Here is a 26,381-nt window from a genome sequence, read left to right as displayed (position 1 = left end):
GCAAAACCATGGATATACTAAATTTATTTCATAAAATAGCGATCCTGAAATTGGCTCCTGGAAACGCTGTCTGCCGGAGACTGCTTGTGGTCGTTGATGCAATTCAGGCATAGCAACCCGTCCTCGTTAAACACCCAGAAATGGGTATCTGAAATATCCCGTGTTTTATACCCGTCCCTGGTTAACGTATTCTTTAGCATGGGAAGCAGGCTCCGGTCTATCATAAAGGGCTTGTTATAAGGTAAATACAATGTTTGTTCCAACTGCTGCATCCGAAATTTAGCCGTATCGGGGAAGGTGAGCATTTTTCCAAATACAAACAGTGAATCGGTTTGTCGCACCGTATAATTTACCGAAGTAGCATTTTCTAAGGCATCCTCATAGCTGGATCCTTTGGAGAAAAACCGTTGGTCCAGAATTATTTCATTCCTTTCATGGCCTCTCAGTTGAAGGCGGACCTGGCCCCAGTCTTTCGTGTCCAGAATCGATTCTTCTCCTTTGAAGACCATGCTGCCTTCCGGGATCTCCAACCTCTTATCCAGGGTATGCACGGCATCTGAATTGAATTGACCAACGATTTTAGGTGCCTGAAAGGCGCAGACCAGGATACTGAGTACCCAAATTCCAAATATCACCAAACCAAAACGACCATCTATAAGGTTTCTTTTGATCAATACACTGATGCCAAGCAGTACCAGTACAATACTGGGTATCAGCACGATTATGGAGGCGGCGATGGCAAGCCAGAGGGGAAGCAATTCAGCCAGGGAATCTACCGGAAACCCGTCTAGTGCATAACCCCAGCCTTCATTGGTGAGAATTTCGGTATAAATGCCCAGAAAAACCAGGGGGGTGATCAGGACCAGCATTCCGATAAAGAAAATAATAAGTCCAAAAATTACCCGTACTACTTCCAACATAAATCTGCCAAAGGGGCCCAAGGCTTTGCCTATCCCATTGATAATCATTCCGAGGAATCGAAATGGTGCCAGGACCAGCTTCCGGCTAGCGGATTCTTCCTTTCTGTTTTCAGCAGATAAGTTTTCCTGGATGGTGGTTTCAATATTACTTAGCGTGATGGCTCCTCCTTTCATTTCGATCCTTTCCGTAATGGACTTGGCCATGGGGGTGATGATCCATAGGATGAGATATAAAACAAACCCCGATCCTCCGGCAAAAATCAATCCTACAAAAGCCAGACGCATCCAAATGACATCCAAATTAAAATAAGCTGCCAAACCGCTACCAACACCACCCAAAACCCGATCGTCGGGATTACGATACAGTTTTTTGATGTTTTTGTCTTCCGGTTTCTCGTAGGATACGGGCAGGATTACCCATAAAAGAATATAGGCAATCAGCGTCCACCAGCCCAGCGCCATATGGAGACCAAATCCATCTGAGAAGAAAGGAAAGGGAAAGGAATGGAAACTTAAGCCTCCACTGAAAAGTAGTAAAATGGTAATCAACCGTGTCCATAATGGATCAATGGAGAGGTAGTTTGCAAAACCTGCACAGACCCCGCCCAGTATTTTGGAATTGGCCAGGCGGGTTAATTTTTTATAGCCTTTACCGGATTTTTGGTCCGGAGGGGTAATGTATTTATAAAAATCGTTTTCCTCATCCACCGGTTTCTCTTCCTCCAAATCCAGAGAGCTGGCTTTAAAATCAGCGATCGTCCCCATTTTCTCAATCAAATTGCTAACATTCTCAGCTGTGATGACCTGTTTGTTATTTTTTAGATTACTGAGAAAAATTTCTGCGATGCGGTTCTCTATGTCCGTAATGATTTCCTGATTGTCCTCGTAAAGAGAAAAATGCTGATTGATTGCATCCAGGTAGCTTTTCAAGGAGGTATAGCCATCCTCTTCTATGTGGAAAAGAATGCCGCTAATATTTATGCTTATCGTTTTTTTCATGATTTCTACTTCTAAGGTTAAGAAATATTAGGTAATAACCCGAATGCTACAATTGATTTTTTGGTGTTGAAATGATTTGATTGACCGAAGTGTCAAGGTTTTCCCAGGTTTTTTGAAGCTCCGTCAAAAAGGCACTGCCCTCTGGAGTCAGGGAATAATATTTTCTTGGGGGGCCTGCATCGGACTCTACCCATTTATAGGTAGCCAATCCGGAATTTTTTATTCGGTTTAGGAGCGGATACAAAGTGCCCTCCACAATGATCAGTTGAGAATTTTTCAATTCTTGGATCAAATCAGTGGCATAGACTTCCCCCCTGGCAATGATGTGTAGGACACAAAACTCCAGAATTCCTTTCCGCATTTGTGTTTGGGTGTTTGAAGCTTTCATAATTAATCAATTAGTAGAAATATTTTTTGGAAATCCCCTCTGCTAGTGGCTTCCTGCAGAGGTGTACCAAGAAAAATAGTACCAATTTTTTATCAGGTACCATGTATTACCTGATTCTGCCTGTTATCTTGTGGCCGCCCTGGCGGTGATTTGTTGTAAGAGGCTTAAAATCAGGGTTGAAATGCGAAATTGACCCGGCGAAAAACAGAGTACACTATTCGATAAATAATTGCTCGCATACGTATAATAGCCTTACCCCTAACCAAAGCGTCCCTCCATCGAACAATTTACTGTTCACTTTTGAACATGGGCGGCTAATTCCGGTAGAATTTTTCGAATTCAGCATATTTCGAATCGGTTTTTCTTTTTACTTTGCAGGATAATTATTATTTAAACTCATGGTTTTCAGGGCATATTTTTATGTGATGGTCGGTTTAGTGCTGGGGGGATCTGTTAGTGCGCAGGGGATAGCACCCAAGTATTCCAATGAATTTTTGAATATTGGCATTGGAGCCCGGGCACTGGGTATGGCAGGAGCTCAGGTGGCGGCGGTAAATGATGTTACTGCGGCATACTGGAATCCGGCAGGGCTGATAGGAGTGGCCCATGAACACGAATTTTCACTAATGCATGCCGAATATTTCGCCGGAATAGCCTCCTACGACTACGCCGCATACACCACCAATATTCAGGAAGACAATCAGATCGCAGTGTCCCTGATCCGGTTCGGTGTGGATGACATTCCGGATACCCGATTCCTGTACGATGCAAATGGGGCATTGAACTACAACAATATCCAGTACTTCAATGCAGCAGACTATGCCCTGATCCTAAGTTATGCGCGAGACATGAGCGATCGGTTTAAAATGGGGTTCAATACTAAAATTATTCACCGTAATGTCGGAAAATTTGCCAAGGCTTGGGGATTTGGACTGGATTTCGGCGCGATGTATCTCGCTAATGGCTGGAGACTTGGATTGATGGGAAGGGACATTACCACCACCTTTAACGCCTGGTCCCATAATGCAGCGATGGTACGCGAAATTTATGCACAAACACAGAATCAAGTGCCCGTAAATAGCATTGAACTTACCCTGCCCAGGGCTATTTTTAGTGTGGCAAAGAATTTTAGCCTGAATACCGACATGCAGTTGCTTACCGTCCTGGATTTGAATTTTTCATTTGATGGAAAACGCCATGCGCTCTATGGAAGTGATGTTTTTAGTCTGGATCCGAAAATCGGAGCCGAGCTGGCCTACAAGGAAACAGCCTATTTTCGGATAGGGATGGGTAATTTCCAACGGTTGGAAAATTTCGATGGCACGCGATATACCTCCCTTCAGCCTGGTTTTGGATTGGGATTTCGGGTAAGTGAGAAGGTATTGATCGATTATGCGCTCACCGATATTGGAAGTGTTTCAGAAACGCCCTTCTCTCATGTTTTTAGTGTAAAGGTTTCGTTGAACCCGTTAAAAGAGGATTTTAGGATTTATGGAGGTTGGGAAAGCAATTAAGCTGGTGATTAGAAAATGCTATTTGATTATAGGTTTGATTTCCATACCCTTTCTGGTACAGGGGCAGGTCAACCAATGGATTGATTATGACCGGGACTATTATAAAATACCTACGGCTACCGACGGGGTGTACCGATTGAGTTATACCACGCTTTCTGCTTCGGGTATTCCGGTAGCGTCAATTGACCCAAGAGAAATCCGGGTGTTTCATAGAGGTAGAGAGGTGGCAGTAACTATTCAGGGAGAATCCGACGGAAGCTTTGACCAGGTTGATTACCTGGAATTTATCGGCAGGCGAAATGATGCCAGTCTGGATGAGGGGTTGTACGAAAACCCGGACTGGATTCCAAATCCATATTACAACACTTATAGCGATACCACTGCCTACTTTTTAACCATTTCTCCCGGAGAAATGGGTAGCCGGATGGGCGAGATTTCAATGGAAGGCGGTAGGGAGGAAGCGGCTTCGTACCAAAAATCCGAATTGATCCAGTTTTCCGAGCAATATGCGATGGGGAGGATCTATTTTCCCGGGGTAAGGTTGTCTGTATATGATCAGGGACAGGGATGGACATCTGCTATCTTATCAAGGGGCTCGAGTAGGTCCATTGCGTTTACTGACCTGGGAAGGGTAGTGGATCAGGGGACTCCCAAGGTGGAACTAAGCTTACTGGGTAGATCCGAAACCCCGCATTTATCGTCGGTACAAGTAGGCCCTTCAGTCAACGAATTGAGGGAATTGGGTCAATATAGCTTCGCGGATTTTCAAAGTAGGATTGTTGAGGAGGATTTACGGGTTTCTGATTTTTCCCCGGACGGAAACTTATTTATCCGTATTACTTCTTTGGGAGAAAACAATGCCGTGGATAACATTTCCATCAATTATGCAAGGGTGAATTATCAGGCGGCGATAAACCCGGGTGATTTCGATAGGGAATTCTTTGGCTTTGAGGATGGTGGAAAAAAGGTAAGTGTATCCGGTGTAAATGATAATTACGTTGCTTATGAAATAGAGGATATTTACAACCCGGTTAAACTGGAACTGTCCCAATCGGGGAGTACGTTGGAATTTCCGGCGGGTGTCAGCGGAAGGCCGGGCAAAGTCTTGGTTCAACGGATGGAGCAGGTCATAGAGCCTAATGTTTTACAACGGGTGCGGTTCCGGAATTTTTTGGATCAAAATGCCAACTACCTGATCATCTCCCACGAGCTTCTCAAGAGGCCTGCCGCCAATTATGGGGACCCTGTAACGGCTTACGCTTCCTACCGGGCAACTCCGGCCGGAGGTGGTTTTGATACCTTGACGGTCACCGTCCAGGAGTTATACGATCAGTTTTCTTACGGAGAAAAAACGCCCTTAGGTATTCGCAATTTTTTGAAAGTTTACCAAGGCCGCTTTCATCCGGAATACTTGCTATTAATAGGAAGAGCCTATGGAATGATCAATACCCGGAGGCAAGGAGGAGAGACGTATTTTTACCGTAATAATCCTTCTCTTTTTGCATTTCAGGAATTGATACCTGCTTTTGGCCTGCCCTATTCTGACAATCGGTACGCGGTAGGGCTGGACCCTGAAGCCCCACTGGAACAACAAATCGGTATTGGCCGTATTCCAGCAAAAACTCCGGATGACGTGGCCGCCTATTTGGATAAGGTCAAGGAAAAAGATGCCCTCGGTGTCAGCGAACCCTGGCAAAAAAACCTCATTCATCTCAGTGGAGGACGGTCCGCCTTTGAACTGGAACGGTTTTTTAATTTTCTAAACGGGTTTAAAGCAGTAGCGGAAGATATTTACCTGGGAGGAAAAGTGGAAACGGTCCGAAAACGGTCCAATTCAACCACAGAGCTTATTAATATTTCGGATGAGATCAACCAGGGGGTTGGGCTGGTAACATTTTTTGGTCACGCAGCACCTTCCACGACGGATATTGACATTGGATTTGTAAGCGTCAATGAAATGGGTTATCGAAACCAGGGGAAATACCCCGTTTTATTATTGAATGGCTGTGATGCAGGGAATGCCTATGGCGATGCTTACACCTTTGGGGAAGACTGGATCGTAACACCTGAAAGAGGGGCTTCTAATTTTCTTGCCCATGCCGATATTGGGATTGATGTGTATTTGAGAAGGTATAGCGAGTCCTTTTATGCCAAAGCCTTCGCTGACTCTTCACTGATCCACCAAAGCTTGGGAAAGGTAAAAATAGAAGCGGAAAAATTGCTTTATTCCCGATACGGTGATTCGGAGGTAAACCAGTCACATGCTAACCAGATAATCATGCTGGGCGATCCTGCGGTTCGAATGTTTCCTGCAAAGAAAGCGGATTATGCCCTTTATCGGGAAGAAGTTCAGCTTCAGGGTGTAGGAGGGGACCCGTTGAATTCCCTTTCCGATTCCCTGGAATTATCCCTGCTGGTACGAAATCTGGGGCGGGCATCCCTGGATTCGGTGACCCTGGATATCGAAAGGAGGTTGCCGGACGGTTCGGTGGTGGCTCTGGAAACCGAAAATTTAAAGCCTGTTTTCAGACAGGATAGTTTATTTCTAACCATTCCCAACCGGGGGATCAATTCATTCGGGGATAATGTATTTACCCTGTCTGTGAATAAGGATCGCCAATTGGAGGAATTGACCTATGCCAACAATTCGGTTTCGGTATCCTTTTTTGTTCCTTTGAGTGGGACGCTTAATTTATTTCCCCTGGAATATGGGATCGTTAGCGAACGCTCTCTGGAGTTAATTGCCCAGATGCCGGGTCTGGCCAGGGAAGAGCGGAACATGGTCATCCAATTGGATACAGCTGCCAACTTTAGCAGCCCTAAAAGAAGGGAGGTGAGGATTACTACCGATAATCTCGCCAGCTGGGAAATAGACCTATTTTCTGATCTGCCCCTTCAGGACTCGCTTACCTTTTATTGGCGAACACGATTTTTAAACCCAAGAGAGGGTGAAAATGATGCCTGGAATGAAAGTAGTTTTTCCTATATAGATAAGGGACCGGAGGGCTGGACCCAGCGAAAACTTCCTCAATTTGCTCAAAATCAGCTGGACCGTATTCGCCTCAATTTGTCGGAGAAGGAATGGCAGTTTCAGGAGACGGCATTGAATATCGATGTGTTTACGTTTGGAAGAGAAACAGAGGGGTATAGCGTGGAAAATACGCAAATCATGCTCAACGGAGTTTCCTATATTTTGGATACCTTCAATCGCTTTTGTCCGAATGGGTCGCTGGGGTTGATGGCTTTTGACCACCAAACGCTTGAACCCTACTTGCCTGTACCGTTGGTTACCATAGATGTGCTGGATCCAAGGTCCTGCGGTCGTGTTCCTCAGGTAATCCAAAGTATTCGAAATGCGAATATCGTCAGGGAGGGACAGACCATGCTGCTGGATTTTGTGGATGGCATGAAGGCCGATGATTATGTGATTATTTTTTCAGTTGGGAACGTTACTTTTTCAGACTGGCCAGATGAGGCTTATCTTAAATTAAAAGAATTAGGGGCCAATGAAGCTACCTTGCGTAATTTACAGTCCGGTGATCCATACATTTTATTTGGCCGGAAAGGCATGGACCCGGGGGAGGCCATTGAAGTGGTACCTGATCCCGAAGCCACTTCTCCCCGGGAGTCTCAGGTGATTACCTTCGAGACTGACATTACCGGTTATTTTCCTTCCGGAAGAATTCTTTCACCACGGATTGGGCCGGCTTCGGATTGGGTCAGTTTTTTCAATGAAATCAACGAAAACGGCCTCCTAGCTAATGAATTTAGTAGTTTGGACGTAGTGGGAGTTACTCCGGATGGCGGGGAAGTGTCCCTACGTTCAAATATTCAGCAAAAGGAGGTGGATTTATCTGTTTTTGATGCTGAAAATTACCCCTTCCTCCGATTGAGGTATGCGCTCGAAGAGCTGGAGGAGAATGAATTGCCGCAACTGTCCAAATGGCAGGTGAATTATACCGGAGTTCCGGAGGGGGTGTTGGTCTTGAAAGACCGACGAACGGAATCGCTGCTTCGGGAGGGAGAAGAAGACGAATTGGAATTCGATTTTGTCAATATTTCGAAGCACGATTTTCCGGATTCCATTACCGTTGCCTATACCTATCAAAACCAGGATCAACGTACCATTGTTACGGGCAGCAAAAAAATTCCTGCTGTAAAGGCTGATTCCGCGGCGACCTTTACCATACCCTTTGATTCCAAAGGCAGAGCGGGCAAAAATTCCCTGAATGTATTTGCCAACCCGAGGATTTTTTCCGAGCAGTTTTACCGAAACAATGTGCTGGATTTGCCTGGTTTTTTCACGGTTCAGGGGGACGATTTAAACCCTGTTCTTGACGTTAGCTTTGATGGCAGGTATATCATGAACGGGGACATTGTTTCCCCCACGGTGATTATCTCCGCATTGGTCAAGGACGAAAATAAGATTTCATTGAAGCAGGACACGGTTGGTATGGAATTGTGGCTACGCAAACCCTGTGAAACCTGTGATTTTGAAAGAATCCCCTTCAGCAATCCGAAGGTAAAGTGGTTTGAAGCCACCGAGAATTCGGATTTTAAAATTGAATATCAACCCGGCCCGCTGGAGGATGGGAGGTATACCCTTCGCATTAATGCGACGGATGCATCGGGTAATGAAGCCGGGTCCGAGCCTTATGAGGTAAACTTTGAGGTTATTAATGAAAGCCGGATTACCCATTTTTATCCGTACCCCAACCCCTTTAGCAGCAGTGTGCGATTTGTATTTACCCTCACCGGATCTGAAATTCCGGACGAGATAAAAATTCAGATCATGACGATTAGTGGAAAGGTGGTTAAGGAAATCTTTCAGGATGAGCTGGGACCCGTGACCATTGGCAATAATATTTCCTCCTATGCCTGGGATGGAAAAGATGCGTTTGGAGATCAGTTAGCTAACGGGGTATACATTTACCGGGTGTTGGTCAGGAAAAACGGCCAATTTATGGAGCTACGGGAAAGTGCCGGAGATAGAGCCTTTAAAAAGGGATATGGGAAAATGTATTTACTGCGGTAACTTACTCCCGACCAAAAGGAGTACGTCCTTTTCAATTAGGGCATATACCGAGTCGTTTTCAGCAACGTTTTTCCAGTAAGAATCTGGTTTGAATATCACCAACATTTCTTTCCCTTCCATAAGAGAGGCCAAGGCCATTTCTTTTTCCTTTTTTCTTTCGGCAGCACTTAGCGGCTCATTTTTTCCATCCACGAACCGGAAAGCAGGATCCAGACGAATTACCTCCCGATCCATAAATGAGAGCATGAGTTTTTCAGGATAATCCGTCCGAATGACCGCCTGCTCCTGAGGAAGCAGTGAGGCAATTTTGTCTTTGAGGCTGCTGTGATGAAAGGATCTTGCTTCGGTCAGGGAGGCGACGCTGTCTCTTTTCCAAAGTAGCAGGTGTCCGGTAAAGGTATGGCCAGCGATGAGTAGGGCCATTACGAGCAATAGTTGCGTTTTTTCGGCCCGGATGAGAACAATCCATAAGGCCCAGGAAATTACTAACAAATAGGGAAACAAAGTCCGGGAATTGACCTCCCTATATCCGGTCCATTGCTGGAAGGCAATAAAAAACAGGGAATATATACCTCCAAAAAGCAGCAGGGGGTAAAGTTTGTTTTCCATTTTTCGTCGGTGAAATACCAGGAATAACCCTAAAAATACTGCCCAACAGACCCCCAGGGCAAAGGCCAGTGCTCTGGGGATGTATTGACTCAGGGTGTCTGAAATAAACAATCCCAGGGTAACCTGCATCCAGGTGGCGAGGTTTTCATAAAAGAGATACAATGATGGCCCGATCCCCTTGGCCTCTGGCTGAGTTACATGAAAATGTAGAATATTTTCCGGCATGGCCCACTGGTAACCCGCCCAGGATATCAGACAGGAGAGTGCTACCAGGAGCCATCCTTTTTTTCCGGAAATAAGTGTCCAGATGATCAAAAGAGGAATGAGAAACAAGGCGTTTAGTTTCACCCAGATCAATAGTGCTGATAGGATAGCCATCGCTGGAAAAAAGTATTTTTCGTCCTGGTCCCCCCAAATGAACCAGTAAAGCCAAATCAACAACAACGCATAAAACAGGCTATCTGCATGCGCACTGCCTAACACCCGGAAGGACCACCAGGACAACAGGCTCAATCCGAAGCTCAAAAGTACCCAGGGAAATTTATTTCCGGCATGCAGGGCGATCTTATAAATCATCCAAAAGGATAAACCGATCGCGATCAAATTTAGGATCAGTAGTTTTTCAAATAGCGGCAAAAACGATAAGGGGGGCTGATCCAGCAGGAAAGGATAAAAAGGAGATAAAGAGGTTAGCAGGTTCGGGAAGCCATGGATAATTCGCAAATAACTTAGTGTGTCAGGGCTGAGGTAGGATCCGAATTTCCAAAAACTAACCATGGATGCTCCCATCAACAAACTAACCAGTACGGCAAGTCCTGTCAAAGGGTATTTATTTTCTTTTTTGGGAGCCGTTTGCTTTCCTGTATCTCGTTCTTCCATTAGGAGTTTTCTGGTTGCATTCATTTACGCTCGAAAAGAAACCTTCTTTTATCAGATTGTAATTTATGTAATTTATTTATGAATATTGCCTGTTTTTTACGTAAATTTATATCCTAATTCAAATAAGTATTGTACTATAAAGGTATTATCAGCAATTTCTTTTATAAGAAATTCACTTCTTTGTATGCATTGGTTGGAAGGGAAGATAAAAAAAGGTACCGATGGTCTTTGTGATCAAGTTAATAAATTTATTTATTCAACGAAATCTTTCAGTAATCAGGGGTTTTGGGTATCTCCTAGTGTTCATTTTTGTAAGTCCACCGGATAATTTCGGCCAAACTTACGGGGGAGCGACGCGTATTTATACTGATTTTGATGGGTATTGGACCTCGGCAGTAGGAGCTAATAATCCGGTGCAGCCGGATGATTCACATCATTTGCTGGGATTTACCTGGCAAGGAACGGTCTATTCGACCGGTGTGGATGATGGACGATTGGTGTCTGAAGGTGTTCCCCATTCCGAACAGATTTATCAGGCCTTTCCAGTCAGAAATATTCAGCCAAAAAGTTCAGGGACTTATATTGGGTTGGCGCAGCTTTACGATGGGGTAGATGGCGGCATTTCAGATCCACCGCCATTTGCCGTACCGCCCAATCTTTCTACCTTTCTTACCGATGGGATTCAGGGGCTGGACTACGGCACAGGAGTCGCAAATATAGCGGCTGGCAATGTGATTTTTGATTTTTCCGGGATCATTGATCCCGACCAAATAAGCGATGGTATTCCAGATATTCTAGTGACCCAGTTTGCTGATCCTAGTGCTACTTTGGATGAAATTTTTCTTACCGATGAAAATGGCATTCAAATAGGGAATTCGTTAAGTATCAACCATACTACCATTGATATTTTGGGGCAATGGTCAGCTGATTTTTATGTATTGAATGGCAATTCTGCTGCCTTTACCAAAAGTTCCCGGGATCTCCGACTTTGGGTAGCGGAATTGGAATCCTTTGGTATTAATATGGGAAACTACCAGGATGTTAGAAGTTTGCGCTATCGCTTAAATGGCAGCAGTGACCTCGCATTTGCCGCATACAAAGTGGGTGTTTTTGATATTGTGGCAGCAAATAATGACGAAGGATTTACCAATCAGGAAGAACCGGTGGTATTAACTGTTTTGGATAATGATTTGCCTGGTGAAATCCTTGATCCCGCCTATCTAAGTATATTGGCAGGCCCCCAAAACGGGACGCTATCCATCAATTCAGATACCGGAGCGATCGAATACACTCCCGACCCGGAATTTTTCGGAACCGATCAGTTTACCTACGAGATTTGCGGAGAGGGTGGCTTGCAATGTGATGAAGCGATTGTAACGATAGAAGTGAATCAGGTAACCCTACCGGTGAAATGGGTTCGTTTTTATGGTCATGTAATAGAAAATAAGGGGGTAGCATTAAAATGGGCAACAGCAAATGAAATAAACGCTTCTTATTACGACATCCAATCATCTTTTGACGGGAAAAAGTGGCAGGTACTCGACCGGGTGGATGGAAAGGGAGATGCGACCACACAGGTACACTACAGCCACTTTCTTCCGGTTGAAGGGGTTGGCAGGATGTATTTCAGGCTACATCAGGTAGATCGGGATGGGCAATCAAGCTATTCTGAAATTTGGGCGGCCGAGCTTTTTAATCCTATGGAAAGGAGGCCACTGCTCTACCCCAATCCGGCTACCACTGAGATCAGGATAGACGGATTGCAATTCTGTGAAAGTGAAATTCGAATTGTAGACCTTTCTGGCAATGACCGCACAGGGCTGCTGTCCATTGACAAACCGGTTCCCTGTTAGGTTCGGATTGAAATAGCCTCATTGCCGGAGGGTATTTACCTTGTAAAGGTCGGGGGACAAATGTTCAAATTCAAAAAGTTTTGAGTTTAGACGAACCACCCAGGCTGAATTAGTGGAAATATTTTGTAGTTTTAAAGGCCTGAAAGGCAGCTTTCCAATCCATTCAACACCAATTGCCAATCGAGTACATATGAAAACCAGTAGAAGAAATTTGTTAAAAGGGTTGGGGCTTGGCGCTGTAGCGGCGTTAGCCCCATCCACTTCATTCTCCCAATCAGCTGAAATAGCTAAATTTAGTTATTGTCTGAATACCAGTACGATCCGGGGACAGAAGCCAGGACTTCGTAAATACATAGAATTAGCAGGAGAAGCCGGTTACGATGGTATAGAAGTTTGGGTAGAAGATGTAAAGCAATATCTCGCTGAGGGGCATTCTCCGCCGGAACTTCGGCGTTTAATTCAGGATAATGGGCTTCGGGTAGAAAATGCGATTGGGTTTGCTCCGTGGATGGCAACAGACGAAGCTAAAAGTCAGCAGGGCTTTAAGCAAATGGAAGCGGAAATGAATATGCTGGCTGAAATTGGTTGTAAGCGAGTAGCTGCGCCGGGTATCGGCGCAGAAGCGCCTGTTGATTTAATGTTGGCTGGAAAAAAATACAAGGCCTTGCTGAACCTGGGAAGAAAGACAGGAGTGATGCCTCAATTGGAATTTTGGGGAGCATTTGCTCCTTTTCACCACTTGGGCCAGGTGCTAATGGTGGCGGCGGTGGCCAATGACCCGGATACCCGATTGCTTCCTGATGTCTACCATTTATTTCGTGGAGGTTCGGGATTTGAAGGTTTGAAATTGATTCATGGCAATGCCATAGAGCTTTTTCACATGAATGACTACCCGGCTAATATCCCCAGAGAGCAACAACAAGACAAGGATAGGATTTATCCCGGTGACGGAGTAGCTCCCCTACCGGGGATTATTGCTGATTTGAAACGGATGGGGGGAGATAAAGTCCTTTCTCTTGAGCTGTTTAATCCGGTTTATTGGAAAAACGATCCGCTGGAGGTAGCGAAAACGGGACTAATGAAGATGAAGGGTGCTGTCGACCAAGTATCTATTTAGTAGGGAATAATATGAAACAGAAAAGGCGGTTAACAGCCGCCTTTTCTTCTTTGAAAAAGATATTATCGATTACCTCTCCGGGAACGTTGATTCCTGGTTGATGGCGCACTTCTTTGGGTTCTTTGCGTCTGGGGTGCTACCCTTGAGGGTGATTCACTCCTTCTATTATTTTGATAACTTCTGGTAGGGCTCGGTGCCGTGCTGCGCCTGACATTCCTACTTTCCGGGGCCGGAGCCGATCTCCTTACGGAGGTATTGGTCCGGGGAGTGGATTTAGTTACCCTTCCCTGGGAGGGGCTGCCCGACTGCATCCGTTGCGGGGATGTTCTTGCCTGTCGCTGCACTGTGGAGGAGGAAGGTCTGCTCGTCACCCGTGGCGAAGAGGGGGTAGGCCGCACCGCTTGGGATGCCGGTGAGTTATTCCGGCGATTGATGGTCGCATTGCGGTTTCCCGGAGATGTTTGCACCCTCCTGTTTGCCTCACTGGCACCCGATACCCGATTATTTGGGTCCATTGACCGGTTTGGAGCAACGGTTCTCCTACTTTGATCCAATGCCGCACTCGATCTTGCAGACGGACTTACGGAACGATTGGCAGAGCGGCTATCCGGAATAGGATTATTCTGAAGCACTTCTGACCGTACTCTATTTCCAGTAGTACTGCTGGGTTGCGTAATTCGTCTTTCCGACCTGACTTGCTGACTGCTGCGGGCAGTATACTCTCTGGAGGGTATATAATTCTTTGGTCTTGAAGATACCTGACTTCTATTGCTTGCCTGTGTCCTTTGAACTTCAGGCCTGTAAAGGCGTACGCTGTTATTCCTGATAGCGGATCTTCCGGGTCTTCGCTCTTCTCGTACTTCAAATACAGGTACATTTCTACGCGTCACCTGCTGCAATTCCCTTCTACTAGGTCCGGCGACATAGCGTTGGTTATTATAGACATAGGTATTGTTGATGACCGTCGTTTGATTGTAAATGAGATTTATATTTCTTCCGGGCAGGTAATACCGATAAATATTCCTGCTAAGTAACCTTCTTCTGGGCACGAATACCCAGTGAGAATAAACCGGATAATGGACGGATGCATAAAATTGCGTTCTGGGACCCAATGGAAACCATCCATAATAACCTCTACCGGATCTCCAATTGACCCAGGCAGGACCCCATTCGTAGCCCGGAATCCAGGCCCAGCCATAAAAATCGCTGAAAAACCACCTACCGTAGTGAAAAGGTGCCCATCCCCAATCATAGTTGGAGACCCAGGTGTTGCCATAAGTGGACATCACCCAATGGCCATTGGTACGGTAGGGCTGGAAATTCCTTTCTGCGTAAGGTATCCATATAAATCCGTAATGTGGATCTTCCACCCAATCTCCATAGGGACTGAGTTCGTCATAAAATACCTGAAAAGAAACGGCTACGGGAGCCGCCTGGCTTACATTAGTAACCCCAAGTATAAATACCAACAGGGGCAGAAAGGCGTACCAGGAGATTTTCTCTAGCCGGGATGAATTCAATTTGTATGTTTTCATGGCACCTAACAATTGGTTGTATATCTAAATACGACAATAAGTGTACCATGTTTCAAAATCGATAAAAAACAAAAATACAATTCGATTTTTGAATATTAAATACAAATAAAGTGGTAAAACGAATAAATAAAGAATGTTATACTGTAATTTAAAACAGCTATTTTTTCAATAAATCAATTTTCTTTGCTACTTCCTCTGCTTCGGCCATTAATTTATCGGATAGGGTGCGATCTTGATGAGACGCCTTGTGCGCTTTTTCTAACAGGCTTTTGTAGCTGTCCTGTAATTTTTCCAGTTCTGTTTTCTTTTTGAATAATCCAAACATATCTTTTTTTTGACTATACAACAGGATTGGTAGCTGGTTGTTTGGATTTAATTAAAATCCTGGAACAAATCACTTTCTTCCGGCATGTTTTCGGGGACTACCTCATCTTCCTTAAAGTTTAGAATATCCTCCAGGTTACCTGACCGGGTATAGTATTTCCAGGCTCCTTCCTTCTGCCCCTCTACCATTTGCCCTTCGGATGCCAACCTGCCATTGTCATGATAATATTTCCAGGTTCCGTCTGGTTTCCCAGACTGGTAGTTCCCCTCAGACTCTTTCTGTCCATTGATATAATAGGTTATCCGGGTGCCATTTCCATCTTTAAGTGTGCCTGCGTCCAGCGTTTGAGAGCCGTCATAAGAATTGTACTCCGTGACATTCATTAGCCTGCCAAACTCCCAGGACTCTTCCTGTGTGAGCTGCTTGTTGTCATAGAAAAGTCCCCACACCCCGTCTTCCTTGCCTAGTAAATAGCTCCCTACCGATTTCAGCTGACCGCCATCATAGTAATAAAACCACTGCCCGGCTTCATTTCCCAGCTGATAGTTACCTTCCGCAATTAAAATCCCAATTTTATTGAAGTACTTCCATAACCCTGACTTAACGTCATTTTTATACGCGCCTATGGAATACAATTTGCCTTCGGGGTAGTAACTTTTCCAAATACCGGTGCGAAACCCATTTTCATACTGCCCTCTTACCGATGGCCTTCCATTATTATGGTTTTCAATATAGTCGCCGACCGGTACTCCCAGGTCATAATTCACCTTTTTGGAAACTGATTTATCCGGAAAATACTCTTCCCAAAGTCCCACCGGAATGTCGTTTTCATACCTTTCGATCCGGGCGGTCCTTCTGTTTTCATAATAATAGGTCCAGGTTCCGGTTTTATTTCCGGATCTGTCATAGTTTTTTTCAGATTCTAGGATTCTGGTATCTGGAAAGTACTGGATCCATTCCCCTATTTTCTTTCCATCCTGGTATTTTCCTTCCTCCTGAATCCTTCCAGACGGGGAGTACCTTTTAAAATCACCCTGAGGTTGATCGTTTTCGTAGTTTGCCTCGACAATTAACTCACCATAAGGGGAATATTCCTTATAACTCCCGTCTTTGATCCCCTTGCTGTAAGCTATTTCTACCGCTTTTTCACCATTTTCATAATAGAAAACCCAATTTCCGGATCTTTTCCCATCTACGTAGTTTCCTTCGGTTTTTACCTGTTTCGGGTTGGCATATCCTGATCGGGATTGATTGCCGTAATACTCCTTGTAGGGGCCGATTAGCACACTGTCCTGATACACGGCTTCTTTTACCAGAGCTCCTCCAAGATCAAATTCCTGAAAAGCACCATTTAGTCGGTTGTCCTTATACTCGGCGATAATGCGCTTTTGTTGATTGGAATAATAGCTTATCCATTGGCCATCTTTTACACCATTATCGAAGGTTCCCTGTTGAATAAGTGTATTTGTTTTTGGATTGATAAACTTCCAAAGTCCATCCATCTTGTTGTTTGCCATTACTCCGTTTCCCATGAGGGTGGAGTCCTTGTTGTACAGGTTTACAACCTGGCCTTGTCCAAAAGCAAAATCCAAAAAAAAGAAAGTCAGGAGACCGGCAATTACGTATTTCATTTGTCTATAATTTGCTTCTTAGCGGTCAAATGGAATCTCGCATGTTTGATAATCATCCCTCTGCGGGTCGCTTGTGTCATGCTTGATTTCATGGGTTTGTTTACTAATTTAATATGGTCTTACGGATTGCGCCTAATATTGGTTCCAATTTACATTATATAGTTAAAAAACTTTATTTAGCTTGGCAAAAGTTTGGTTTATTTTATTTTTTTTCTTTCAATAAATTTCCTGGGGAGGTTGGATTTACTTTTCTTGTGCGCTTCCAATTAGAGAAAGTAAGGTGATGATCTCTGCCAGAATTGTATCGGTTAGCGCTTCGGTTTCCCCCACGGAAATGGGTTTTACCAATTGCAGGTGGGCAAAAAATTGTAGGTGATTATCAAGGTTTAGCGAATTGACATTTCTATTTTTTCGATGATCGATGATTTCGCTGTAATCCCATCGGTCCGTCAGGCAAACCGAAAATTCATCCAAGTTTCTTTTTTTGGCAAAGAGGTTTTTTAAGGCCGGATGGTTTTTACCAAAAAACAGGAACAGAAACATCCCTCGACCCCACCAATGCAAAATTCGAATATTGAGACCTTTATCCATGTCAAAATCTCTGACAATATCTAAAACCTGATAGGGACACTGTCGCAATTCGTTGCCCTTACTAATTTTGATGCCTTTTTCCCTGGCATGCACTTCTCTGAGGTCGACGCTTGCGAGTTGATTGCCCACGTCAGAAAAAATACTGACGATGAGCCTTTTTGCAGCACTTATTTTTTCGAAAAGTTGTCGGTCCCGGGTGATGGAAAGTAATTCGGAATGGGTAGGGTTCATAAGCTATTTTTTACCACCTGATCAATGCGGAAGCCCAGGAAAAGCCACTGCCGAAAGCGGCGAGACAGACCAGATCGTTAGGGCTAATCCTTTGTTGTTCTAATGCTTCCGAAATTGCCACTGGAATGGTGGCTGCGGTCGTATTTCCGTAATGCATGATGTTATTAAATACCTGCTCGTCTTCCAAGCCGAGCTTGGCCTGAACAAACTGGCTGATCCGCAAGTTGGCCTGGTGAGGAATGAGTAGATCCAGATTTTCCGGACCCAATTGATGAGCTGCGAGTGCTTCCCGGATCACCTCATCAAAGCGGACAACAGCATGTTTGAAAACGGCATTGCCATTCATTTTTAAGTTGAACGAACCGGAATGGATTAAGTCCTCTGAAATCCGGACTTCTCTACTGCTGCCGGGATCCTTTACATAGAGTTCTTCAGCATAATCACCATCGGCATGGAGGTGGGTTGAAAGAATCCCCCGGTTGGGCTCATCCGTTGCCTGGAGTACCACGGCACCGGCACCATCGGCAAATATGACGGCGCTGGACCTGCCTTCGTCGCTTTTGTCCAGGGCTGAGGACTGTATTTCTGCTCCCACCACCAGGATGTTTTGATACATACCGGTTTTGATGTATTGGTCGGCGATGGAGAGGGCGTAAACGAATCCAGAGCAGGCGTTACGGACATCGAGTGCTCCGATCCCTTGTAGTCCCAACTCCCGTTGAAGCAAGACGCCATTGCCGGGAATAAAGTAGTCGGGGGTGATGGTAGCAAAAATGATAAAATCAATTTCGGAGGTTTTTACTCCGGCATTTTTGATGGCCATTTCGGATGCCTGTTTGGCCATGCTGGTAACGGTATCTTTACCAGGGGTAAACCACCTTCTTTCCTTGATTCCGGTACGCTCCACGATCCAGGCATCATTGGTATTCATAAGGGTGGAAAGTTCATCGTTCGTGACGATTCGTTCCGGCAGGTAGTGTCCGGCCCCGGCTATTAGGGAGTTTTTCATGTGTTTATAATTGATTTTTAATGGCCACCCCGACTAGTCGGGAGAATGTTGCATGGCTTACAATCATCCCTCTGGGTGTCGATTGCGTCATGCCTGTCTGCCAGGCATGCTCGATTTCATGGTGTTATTGGGGTATTTTTTTTGGCAAGTAGGGTAAATTATTATTAAAAATCAATTTTGGCATCGATTATGGATTTCAATTTTTGCCAATGCAGCTTAAATCACCCTTGGGGCTTTTTGGTTTCAATTGATATCATTCGAAGACGTAAATAATTTTAATTGTGTTTTTGAGATTCATTTAGTGAAAATTGAATTTTATAATTTTTCATAAAAGCGAAAGAAAAAGCCTTAGGTTTAAAATAATTAATTATCGGGGTTTTATTGGAATTAGAAATAATATATTGTTTATTTAACTCATGGTAGTTTAAAAGTTTGTATTTGATATTAATGTGTATGAAATACAAAATATAATATTTATTTATACAAAGTACACAAAGCAATAGAGCAACACCTTTTTTGTAAAAAGAATAGAAACCAACCAAAAGATAAAATAAAATGAATGAAACAGCAAAAGGGTCAAAAAGCCCCGAAAAAGGGTCGATTAAAAAGGTAGTAGGATTCGCTTTTTTAATGTTTTTAGTTACAGCAGTATATGGAACTAGTACTGTTAGAATAAATAGTTATGTAAATATAAATAAACTTAGTTTTAATTTACTTCACCAGGATTCTGTACCGAATATCAACCTGGGAGAGCAACTTTGGAGTGCTGGCCATGAAGATGGTACCCAGTCGGAGTGGTTTTTAAATGGTGGCGGCGGAGAATTTAACAGCAATAAAGGAGATAGTTATGTTAGTTCGGAGGTCGCAAGATCTGGAAAACATTCATTGAAGATGTCCATAAATACCACAAATGGGGGAGGGCATGCTACAAGAAATTATCGTTGGAGTGAGATTGCGGATCATAAAGATTTAATTTTCACCCAATACGTTTACTTTTCGAATCGGATTGACTTTGACCGGAATAATAATTGGTTTAATTTGATTCAAACGAAAGGAGTAAAATTTGCTCCCGGAGGTGCGGGTACCGGTCCGGACCAGATCAATCTCCCCCATTTTGTTCTCGGGCTTGAGGTCCGTGGGGGTGCCGGTAGTGGAGGAGCCAATTATTTGAGCCTTGCTGACCTTCAGAAATTTTGGGGAAGCGATCCGGATGTTATTTGGAGAGCACCGGAGGGAATGGATCTTCCTGTAGGGAAATGGGTAAAGATACAGATGCGAATCATTCAGGACAGGGGGGATAAAGGACGCATATTGGTTTGGCAGGACGACCTATTAATTATCGATACGAAGTTTCGCAATACGCTGCGGCCGGAGGTTGACATCAATATGTACAGTATTAATGCTTATGCCGATAAGACCTTTCCTGCCGTTACCGACATTTATTTAGACGACTTGTCCATACACCTTCCAGGTGAACCCAAAGAGTCAAATGAACCCGCTCCACTGGAAGAACCTCATGTGTCAATCTTGGCACCGGAAAATGATTTTACCTTAACGGAAGGCGAAAGTGTAAAGATTGAAACAATAGTGGCGACAGACGCTAGCCTTGAAGTTGAGCAGGTAGAATTTTTTACCAACGGAAGCTGGGCGGGAGTCTCCAAAACCGCCCCTTTTGACCACACCTTTTCTAATCTCTCAGAGGGAACCTATCAAGTAAAAGCAAAAATTTGGGATTCGAATGGAACGGCTACTCAATCCGAAGAGGTAAGTCTTATTGTTCTACCAAAGGAAGAGAAAGTGGCGGAACAGCCGGAAGTTATTCCTGATGAAGTATTGAGTCCTCCTTTAGCTTCAGGGGTCAACTATAGTTTCGGGAGTAGAGAGCCTGTAATTTTTGAAGGAATGGTTTTTTCATCTGAAACAGATTCAAAGTTGAGTTCCGGAACATCTTATACATATAGTAATCCTGAGGCGAGCGAAACAAAACTTTACCAACAGGAAAGAAATTCAGCGGACCTCAGACTAAAGGTTCCCGTAGCAAACGGAACATATACAGTAGTCACCTATCATAATGAACTCTGGTTTGGAAAAAAAGGACCTACTGCAAGTGATGGGCGGCGGGTATTTACCATTCAACTGGAGGGAAAGACTGTTAAAGAGAATTTGGATCTTTATACGGAAAGTAATAACAAACCTATGAAACAAGTTTTCAAGGACATAGAGGTCGTAGATGGGTTCTTGGATATCCGAATGCTTGCTTCGAAAAACAGAGCTACCCTTTCAGGCCTGTCAGTCATCCCTCAGGAGGATTTGCAAGATAAACCGGGGCCCGTTGAGAACAGGTTTCAAATGGCATTAAATACCGGATCTACTGAATCCGTGGTTTTTGGAACTACTGAATTTGCAGGAGAAATTGGCTCTTTTGACAATTTTAATTCTCAAACTACCTATGAATACAAATCAGCTGGTAAGGATGCTTTGTTTCAAACGGAGCGACATGGACTTAATCTTACCTATAAAATCCCCATTCCGAACGGGAGGTATGTAGTCAAAACCTATCACAACGAACTTTGGTACGGAAAAAGAGGTCCTGAAGCAAGTGCTGGTAAAAGAGTGTTTAGTATATCTATCGAGGGAAAAGTAGTTAAGGATGGATTGGACCTTTTTCTAGAAAATAATAACAAGCCTTTGGAATTGGTTTTTGAGGAAGTGGAGGTAAAAGATGGGGTATTGGAGCTTGAATTGAAAGCATCTGCCAACAGAGCAACGCTTTCGGGTCTATCGATAGCCAGTGTTGCTTACGCTTCCGGTTCAAGTCTCCGAATGAAGCCTGGTGAAATCAACGTCTTGGACTTAAATGAAGGGAATATAGATGGCAATTCGGAAGTGCTGGTGTCTCTTTATCCTAATCCGGCAGTGGACCGGATCTACCTGGAAGGGAATTCCGGAAATTTTAAGCAATTTCTGATTCACGATAGTTTGGGGAATTTGTTGTCCCAAATTAATCCGGTAAATCTTCAAAAAGAAAACGATCGTTATTGTTTACCCTTGGCAGGGTTTCAAGAAGGGATTTACCTAATAAGTATTGTAAAATGGGATAATTCAGTGGAGCGTTTGCGATTTATGATAATATCATAACTTAAATCAAAGAAATGGAGCCAATCAAACCTGGTTATTGGCTCCATTTTTCCCACGTTGGGTAGGCCAGACTTCCTGCTCTATGCGGTCCAAAAGATCGGGGTAAGGCTCGGAATCAAATTTCCTTGCAAATAGAAAATCAGGGGAGAGACCTTTTAGTCGGGGAATATCATCGGGGGTAAAGGTATGTGGAGAATTTTCGTCCTTTCCGGACCAATTTGCATAGGTTAATGAGTGGTGTATCTTATCTAAATTTCCTTTATTGATCTCCAAAACCATGCTTTGAAACATCATTTCATCAGGCAGATTCGAATGGGCCATGTACGTGAGCAAGTCCCTATGATTTCGGATATACGCTAGGATTTTGGAAGTGGTTTCAGTTGTCAGTGCCCACCAGGTATCGCCACCGTAGGGTGTTAGATAGGAAGGAAAGTGTTTTTTGTAAAATAGAACCGGGAGCTCTCTGACTTTCATTCGGCTGATTAGCTTCACCAGCTTTTTCAGGCATTCAAATTTGTAAAATTCCCTTGAATGAATCGAAGGGAGTTGTACGAAATCTCCTTTTTTATGAGACAGATTTATTTTGTAACGGTTGAGCCGATCCATACCACCCCTGGTCCACTGAGTCGCAGGCAGGGGAAACCAGGAAATAAAATCTTTTCCGACATTTTTTCGAAAATAGGCTGTAATGTAGTCTTTTGATTTAACCGGGTAATCCTGTCCACTTAAAAGGACAACGTAGCCTTTATCTCCTTTTTCTTCTATTAATTTGAGCATGGTTAAGGTCGCTTTTACGATTCCAATCCCTCCCCAAACGCAGGTTTCACGTTGGTTTTCAGGGAGTAGATAGAGGTTCGGGAACTCGCTTAATGCACATTGAAAAGGGAAAATGCTTGTTTTTAGGTCTACGTGGATATAAAACCGAGTGTTTTTCTGATTTAATGCAGCCACCAATTTTTTTGCCTGAGGTGGGTTGGTATGAGCAAGTATTAAATAATTGATAGTCATTGGTTTGTATTAAGGAGCTAAAAAAAAGAAAAAATAGATTGAATTCCTGAAGATTTCACAATGAGTTCATTGATGTTACTCGTATCATTGGGATCCAGTCGTTTAAGTTCAAAGGGGTCGGTTCGGATGGAATTGAATCCTGGTTTCACCGTTAATCCGCACTGGTACCCCGCCTCTCTGGCGAAGTTAACTTCTCTTTTTGTAAAACTACCATTTGGATAGGCAATGGCTTTGATAGGCTTTTTCAGTTTTTTTTCCAGTGCTGATTTGGATTCGGCAATTTCCCATTTTGATTCTGCGTCTACACAATTGCTAAGAATAGGGTGAGAAACTGTATGGGACTGCATGGAAACCCAGGCTGCCATTTCGTCTATCTGATCAGCAGATAATGCCTGCCTATCAGAGTGCTCTTCTTCCGCATCGAATCCTCTCGCCTTTAGAAAGGAGATTCGCTCTTCATTGGGGATACTCTTCAAGTGACGGAGGGTATTTTTATCCAGGTCCTCCAAAAACCAATAGTGTTTAAAGGTGTCGATTATTCCCGAACAAAGGAAAATGGTTACAGGTACCTTGTATTTTTTGAATAGTGGTAGCAATTCGTAGTTTCGGATATGGCCATCATCGAAAGTGATGACCATGGCCTTTTTTGGGAGATTGCTTCCATCAGTATTTTGGATAGCAGCAATCAATTCCTCCAAAGAGATGAAATTATAATGTTTGGAGAGGTATGCAAAGGACATCTCAGCGGTTTTGAAGTCCATATCATGAAACATCAATACCGAAACGCTATTTCTCTGGAAAACCTCCCTAAAAAAGGCAGGTAGGCCTGAATACCGTAATAAAGCGAAAATAATTTTTTTCATAATAACATAAAAATGGTCTATTCTAAAGGTCTATCCGTGAACCAAAACCGAATAGCTTTCAATGACTGATTTTGACTGATAGATAGAGGCTCTTGTAGAGGTTCCAAATAGAATGGAATCGATTCCGTCAATGAAACGAACATATTGGAAGACTTCTCTCGGAAAGGCTTCCGGGGCTATTTCTTGTATGACTTTAAACTTACATCTTTTTTAGCAATAATATTCTCTTAGTTTCAGCACCTCCGGATATTTTGACACCAATTTTATTGGCGGAAGCGCAAACGGTCAGAATTTCTATCCCAGCTTTTTCCGAGTTGCCTGGCAACAGGGGTAGATTCGTTGTGATAAAGCCGGTTTCGGCCAGGTATTTTTCATTAAAATGGTGTTAGAATGTGACGCGTATGTCGGTCATACCAAACCCAACAAGCAAATTGGTAATGACATTTTGTACCCGTATGACCGGTGAACTTTTTTCCTAAATGTTTTCATTTCCGTATCAATCATCAATTTTACCAATTCGTTGAAGCTTTTTGTTATAGATAGTTGCTTAGTAAAAGCAGATCTAATTCATTTCTCAATTCTTGTTGATTTCAGGATATTGTTTCTGTAACTCCTATGGGATTGGTTGCTGCGAGGGGTTCGTCCAAGGCCTGCAGGTAATAGTTGGCAATGGTGTCTGCAATATCTCCGTGCTGGTATTTTCCTTTTTGAAGAAAGGCATTCCGGATATCCCCCCTTTCCTCTTGAAGCATTTTGATTAGCAGATATGCCAACTCGTCCACATCATGAGAAGTGGCCACAAGGCAGTTGGGAACTCCTTCTACAATTTCCTTCACATCGCCTACTGTTACAGATATCACAGGCAGGTTACAGCACAGGGCCTCTTTTACTACCTGAGGAGACCCTTCTGTTTTTGACGTGAGAAGTAGGCAATCTGCCTTGCTCAAAAGGGTCTTTACTCCGGATCGACTTAATTGGTCAATACAAGCGGTATTGACCGGATAGGGAACCAGGCTTCTTACTCGATCTATTACGCGGGTAAAGAGCGGGTAGTCCTTCACTTCTCTTTTTGGACTGCTTGGAAATAATACCAATTTGGAATTCCCCGGGGACTTGGGATGCGTTTCAGGTTTGAAAAAATCCGCATCCACCCCACAAGTAACGATTTGTACCTTTTGATTAAAGGGAAGTACAAGGTTTTTCATGGCTTCATTCTGGACAAAAATCAGGTCTGCTTTTGGAAGAATTTTTTTTGTTAACCAAACCTGCCAACTATTTTTCTTTCGTTTTTGAATATCGCTTCCGTGTAAGGTGATGAATACTTTTTGTTGGGGTTTGAAAAACAAAAGAAATAATCCGGACAATCCGTAATGTATATGTATAATATCAAAAGCCCTGGACCGGATGGTTCTTGGGATGGAAAAGATGGATTTCAGGTATTCTTTTTTACCCTTATATATCGAATCTATCAATGCAATTTCTGCCCGAAGAGAGAATTTCGTAGACAGGTCCTGAATTTGTTCCTTGATGAAGATTCCGTCCACTGGATGGTCTTCAGTAGGATACATATTGGTAACGTAGAGGGAGTTTATCGTCTTTCTTTTCATGATGGGTGCCTTTATCTGAGCTGAATTGAGTTTCTATTTGTAACCTTTAGCGACTCCAGATAGGGTCCCAGATTATTTTGGGCAATGTTTTGCCAGGAGTTTTCACTGCACACCAGGCGAATTTTTTCTGAGTCGAAATACTTTAATTGTTGCATCAATTTCCCGAGTCCCCTTGCTACGGACTCCTCCGTGTCCTGAACAAGGATACCGCAATCATCGCTTATGATCTTGGCATTCTCTTCGGTAGCTGTCGCCAGCACTGGTAAGCCGGAAAGTAAATATTCGTAGGTCTTAGTAGGAGGTTGATGCGTATAATAGGGGGTAATAGGCACGAAGGATATCCCTACGTTAGAATTTTCAAAAAACTCGTTTAGTAGGTCGTTATGCACATACCCGGTAGTTTTTATTATCCCTTGCAATCCATTTGCGCGAATGTAATCATCAATTTCAGCACGCTCATTTCCAGGACCGTCTCCGATGATGGTTAAGGAAACAGGAAATTGAGAGTCATCCGTAGATGTTAAAAACAAATGAAATCCGCGAATAAAGGCCATGAGGTTCCTGTTTTCCAGCGTTCCTACATATAGTAAATTTGCCTTATCAAAGGACTTATCCCTGGTACAGAATCGTTCCCCTCCGAGAGGAAGGAAATGGTATTTTTTAAAACCTAATTTTCTAGCGAGTCCATGGCTCAGGATAGAAAGGTGTGGAAACTTGGAGCTTTCCCATTTTAGCAGCCGATCTTTAATAGAGTTGACCAATGAATTGTCAGTATCCGTTGCTGTGCGGATATCCAGATTGAAAGTGTGTTGTGGGTTTTGCCAGCGCAAAAACGAACAACCCGGGAAATACACCAAAAATATGAGGTCATAGTGTCCGGTTTTGATTTCCTCCTGTATGCGCTTCAAAAACCGGAAAAACCGCATCAACTTGGTTCCTTCTCGGCTAAGGTACTTTGTTTTTACGCCCGTCACAGTGATTTTCGGGAGACCAAAATCCCAGGACAAGTGGGTAATCCGAAAGTCATTTTTCAGATAATAGCCAAACTTGTATGGATCGATGTGGTATCCGTATTGAGACTTGGTGACTATTAGTAAATTTTTCATTTAAGTTTGATTTAAAAAATGTT

General features: G+C 43.6%; 17 protein-coding genes. 5 read left to right on the top strand and 12 right to left on the bottom strand.

Going from position 1 to position 26,381, the window contains the following annotated elements; translation table 11 throughout:
- Positions 1 to 23: 23 nt before the first annotated feature.
- A complete protein-coding gene (locus tag GJQ68_RS09395) occupies positions 24 to 1,919 on the bottom strand; it encodes a PspC domain-containing protein (RefSeq protein WP_162417047.1) in 1,896 nt (631 codons plus the stop codon).
- 46 nt (positions 1,920 to 1,965) lie between these two features.
- Entirely contained in the window at positions 1,966 to 2,307 is a 342-nt protein-coding gene (locus tag GJQ68_RS09390; protein ID WP_162417046.1) for a PadR family transcriptional regulator, read from the bottom strand.
- A gap of 398 nt (positions 2,308 to 2,705) precedes the next feature.
- Between GJQ68_RS09390 and GJQ68_RS09385 the strand changes: the two genes are divergently transcribed.
- Positions 2,706 to 3,821 (top strand): putative type IX sorting system protein PorV2, encoded by a 1,116-nt coding sequence (locus GJQ68_RS09385; RefSeq protein ID WP_162417045.1) that lies wholly within the window; start codon positions 2,706 to 2,708, stop codon positions 3,819 to 3,821.
- Positions 3,822 to 3,825: 4 nt separating this feature from the next.
- Positions 3,826 to 8,856: a putative type IX secretion system sortase PorU2 gene (porU2, locus tag GJQ68_RS09380; RefSeq protein WP_235941255.1), complete on the top strand. Its 5,031-nt coding sequence runs from the start codon at positions 3,826 to 3,828 to the stop codon at positions 8,854 to 8,856.
- Here porU2 and GJQ68_RS09375 read toward each other — a convergent pair.
- Positions 8,845 to 10,368, bottom strand: a complete 1,524-nt coding sequence (locus GJQ68_RS09375) for a hypothetical protein (protein ID WP_162417043.1) — start codon at positions 10,366 to 10,368, stop codon at positions 8,845 to 8,847. The genes porU2 and GJQ68_RS09375 overlap by 12 nt on opposite strands.
- A gap of 197 nt (positions 10,369 to 10,565) precedes the next feature.
- Between GJQ68_RS09375 and GJQ68_RS09370 the strand changes: the two genes are divergently transcribed.
- Positions 10,566 to 12,197 carry an Ig-like domain-containing protein gene (locus GJQ68_RS09370; protein WP_162417042.1) on the top strand — a complete coding sequence of 544 codons (1,632 nt, stop codon included), beginning with the start codon at positions 10,566 to 10,568 and terminating at the stop codon, positions 12,195 to 12,197.
- A gap of 190 nt (positions 12,198 to 12,387) precedes the next feature.
- On the top strand, positions 12,388 to 13,314 hold the full coding sequence (locus tag GJQ68_RS09365; protein ID WP_162417041.1) for a sugar phosphate isomerase/epimerase family protein: 927 nt from the start codon (positions 12,388 to 12,390) through the stop codon (positions 13,312 to 13,314).
- Between the two features lie 62 nt (positions 13,315 to 13,376).
- Here GJQ68_RS09365 and GJQ68_RS09360 read toward each other — a convergent pair whose 3' ends face one another.
- From GJQ68_RS09360 to GJQ68_RS09340, 5 genes are all read right to left on the bottom strand, one after another.
- Positions 13,377 to 14,849, bottom strand: a complete 1,473-nt coding sequence (locus GJQ68_RS09360; protein ID WP_162417040.1) for a DUF6600 domain-containing protein — start codon at positions 14,847 to 14,849, stop codon at positions 13,377 to 13,379.
- A gap of 157 nt (positions 14,850 to 15,006) precedes the next feature.
- A complete protein-coding gene (locus GJQ68_RS09355; RefSeq protein WP_162417039.1) occupies positions 15,007 to 15,174 on the bottom strand; it encodes a Lacal_2735 family protein in 168 nt (55 codons plus the stop codon).
- A 47-nt stretch (positions 15,175 to 15,221) separates the two neighbouring features.
- Complete coding sequence (locus GJQ68_RS09350) at positions 15,222 to 16,805, bottom strand: toxin-antitoxin system YwqK family antitoxin (RefSeq protein WP_162417038.1); 1,584 nt, start codon at positions 16,803 to 16,805, stop codon at positions 15,222 to 15,224.
- A 243-nt stretch (positions 16,806 to 17,048) separates the two neighbouring features.
- Entirely contained in the window at positions 17,049 to 17,627 is a 579-nt protein-coding gene (locus tag GJQ68_RS09345) for a hypothetical protein (protein WP_162417037.1), read from the bottom strand.
- Between the two features lie 10 nt (positions 17,628 to 17,637).
- Entirely contained in the window at positions 17,638 to 18,636 is a 999-nt protein-coding gene (locus tag GJQ68_RS09340; protein WP_162417036.1) for a 3-oxoacyl-ACP synthase III family protein, read from the bottom strand.
- Positions 18,637 to 19,191: 555 nt separating this feature from the next.
- Between GJQ68_RS09340 and GJQ68_RS09335 the strand changes: the two genes are divergently transcribed.
- A complete protein-coding gene (locus tag GJQ68_RS09335) occupies positions 19,192 to 21,774 on the top strand; it encodes a malectin domain-containing carbohydrate-binding protein (RefSeq protein WP_162417035.1) in 2,583 nt (860 codons plus the stop codon).
- A 24-nt stretch (positions 21,775 to 21,798) separates the two neighbouring features.
- On the opposite strand, the gene GJQ68_RS09330 is transcribed toward GJQ68_RS09335, so the two are convergent.
- The 4 genes from GJQ68_RS09330 to GJQ68_RS09315 form a co-directional block, all read right to left on the bottom strand.
- Positions 21,799 to 22,782: a beta-1,6-N-acetylglucosaminyltransferase gene (locus GJQ68_RS09330; protein ID WP_162417034.1), complete on the bottom strand. Its 984-nt coding sequence runs from the start codon at positions 22,780 to 22,782 to the stop codon at positions 21,799 to 21,801.
- A gap of 17 nt (positions 22,783 to 22,799) precedes the next feature.
- The gene (locus GJQ68_RS09325; RefSeq protein WP_162417033.1) at positions 22,800 to 23,645 is read right to left on the bottom strand and encodes a polysaccharide deacetylase family protein; all 846 of its coding nucleotides are present in this window, start codon (positions 23,643 to 23,645) and stop codon (positions 22,800 to 22,802) included.
- Between the two features lie 590 nt (positions 23,646 to 24,235).
- Entirely contained in the window at positions 24,236 to 25,252 is a 1,017-nt protein-coding gene (locus GJQ68_RS09320; RefSeq protein ID WP_162417032.1) for a glycosyltransferase, read from the bottom strand.
- Between the two features lie 11 nt (positions 25,253 to 25,263).
- On the bottom strand, positions 25,264 to 26,358 hold the full coding sequence (locus tag GJQ68_RS09315) for a glycosyltransferase (protein WP_162417031.1): 1,095 nt from the start codon (positions 26,356 to 26,358) through the stop codon (positions 25,264 to 25,266).
- Between the last annotated feature and the right edge of the window lie 23 nt (positions 26,359 to 26,381).

The organism is Cyclobacterium roseum (assembly GCF_010119225.1).
GTDB classification, from domain to species: Bacteria; Bacteroidota; Bacteroidia; order Cytophagales; family Cyclobacteriaceae; genus Cyclobacterium; species Cyclobacterium roseum.
This window is presented reverse-complemented; position numbering and strand designations above follow the sequence as displayed.

Coding starts and splice junctions, on each gene's coding strand:
- GJQ68_RS09390 (WP_162417046.1), bottom strand. CDS start 2,307: ATGAAAGCTTCAAACACCCAAACACAAATGCGGAAAGGAATTCTGGAG.
- GJQ68_RS09365 (WP_162417041.1), top strand. CDS start 12,388: ATGAAAACCAGTAGAAGAAATTTGTTAAAAGGGTTGGGGCTTGGCGCT.
- GJQ68_RS09340 (WP_162417036.1), bottom strand. CDS start 18,636: ATGAAAAACTCCCTAATAGCCGGGGCCGGACACTACCTGCCGGAACGA.
- GJQ68_RS09345 (WP_162417037.1), bottom strand. CDS start 17,627: ATGAACCCTACCCATTCCGAATTACTTTCCATCACCCGGGACCGACAA.
- GJQ68_RS09315 (WP_162417031.1), bottom strand. CDS start 26,358: ATGAAAAATTTACTAATAGTCACCAAGTCTCAATACGGATACCACATC.
- GJQ68_RS09335 (WP_162417035.1), top strand. CDS start 19,192: ATGAATGAAACAGCAAAAGGGTCAAAAAGCCCCGAAAAAGGGTCGATT.
- GJQ68_RS09355 (WP_162417039.1), bottom strand. CDS start 15,174: ATGTTTGGATTATTCAAAAAGAAAACAGAACTGGAAAAATTACAGGAC.
- GJQ68_RS09395 (WP_162417047.1), bottom strand. CDS start 1,919: ATGAAAAAAACGATAAGCATAAATATTAGCGGCATTCTTTTCCACATA.
- GJQ68_RS09350 (WP_162417038.1), bottom strand. CDS start 16,805: ATGAAATACGTAATTGCCGGTCTCCTGACTTTCTTTTTTTTGGATTTT.
- GJQ68_RS09325 (WP_162417033.1), bottom strand. CDS start 23,645: ATGAAAAAAATTATTTTCGCTTTATTACGGTATTCAGGCCTACCTGCC.
- GJQ68_RS09330 (WP_162417034.1), bottom strand. CDS start 22,782: ATGACTATCAATTATTTAATACTTGCTCATACCAACCCACCTCAGGCA.
- GJQ68_RS09385 (WP_162417045.1), top strand. CDS start 2,706: ATGGTTTTCAGGGCATATTTTTATGTGATGGTCGGTTTAGTGCTGGGG.
- GJQ68_RS09360 (WP_162417040.1), bottom strand. CDS start 14,849: ATGAAAACATACAAATTGAATTCATCCCGGCTAGAGAAAATCTCCTGG.
- GJQ68_RS09370 (WP_162417042.1), top strand. CDS start 10,566: ATGGTCTTTGTGATCAAGTTAATAAATTTATTTATTCAACGAAATCTT.
- GJQ68_RS09320 (WP_162417032.1), bottom strand. CDS start 25,252: ATGAAAAGAAAGACGATAAACTCCCTCTACGTTACCAATATGTATCCT.
- GJQ68_RS09375 (WP_162417043.1), bottom strand. CDS start 10,368: ATGAATGCAACCAGAAAACTCCTAATGGAAGAACGAGATACAGGAAAG.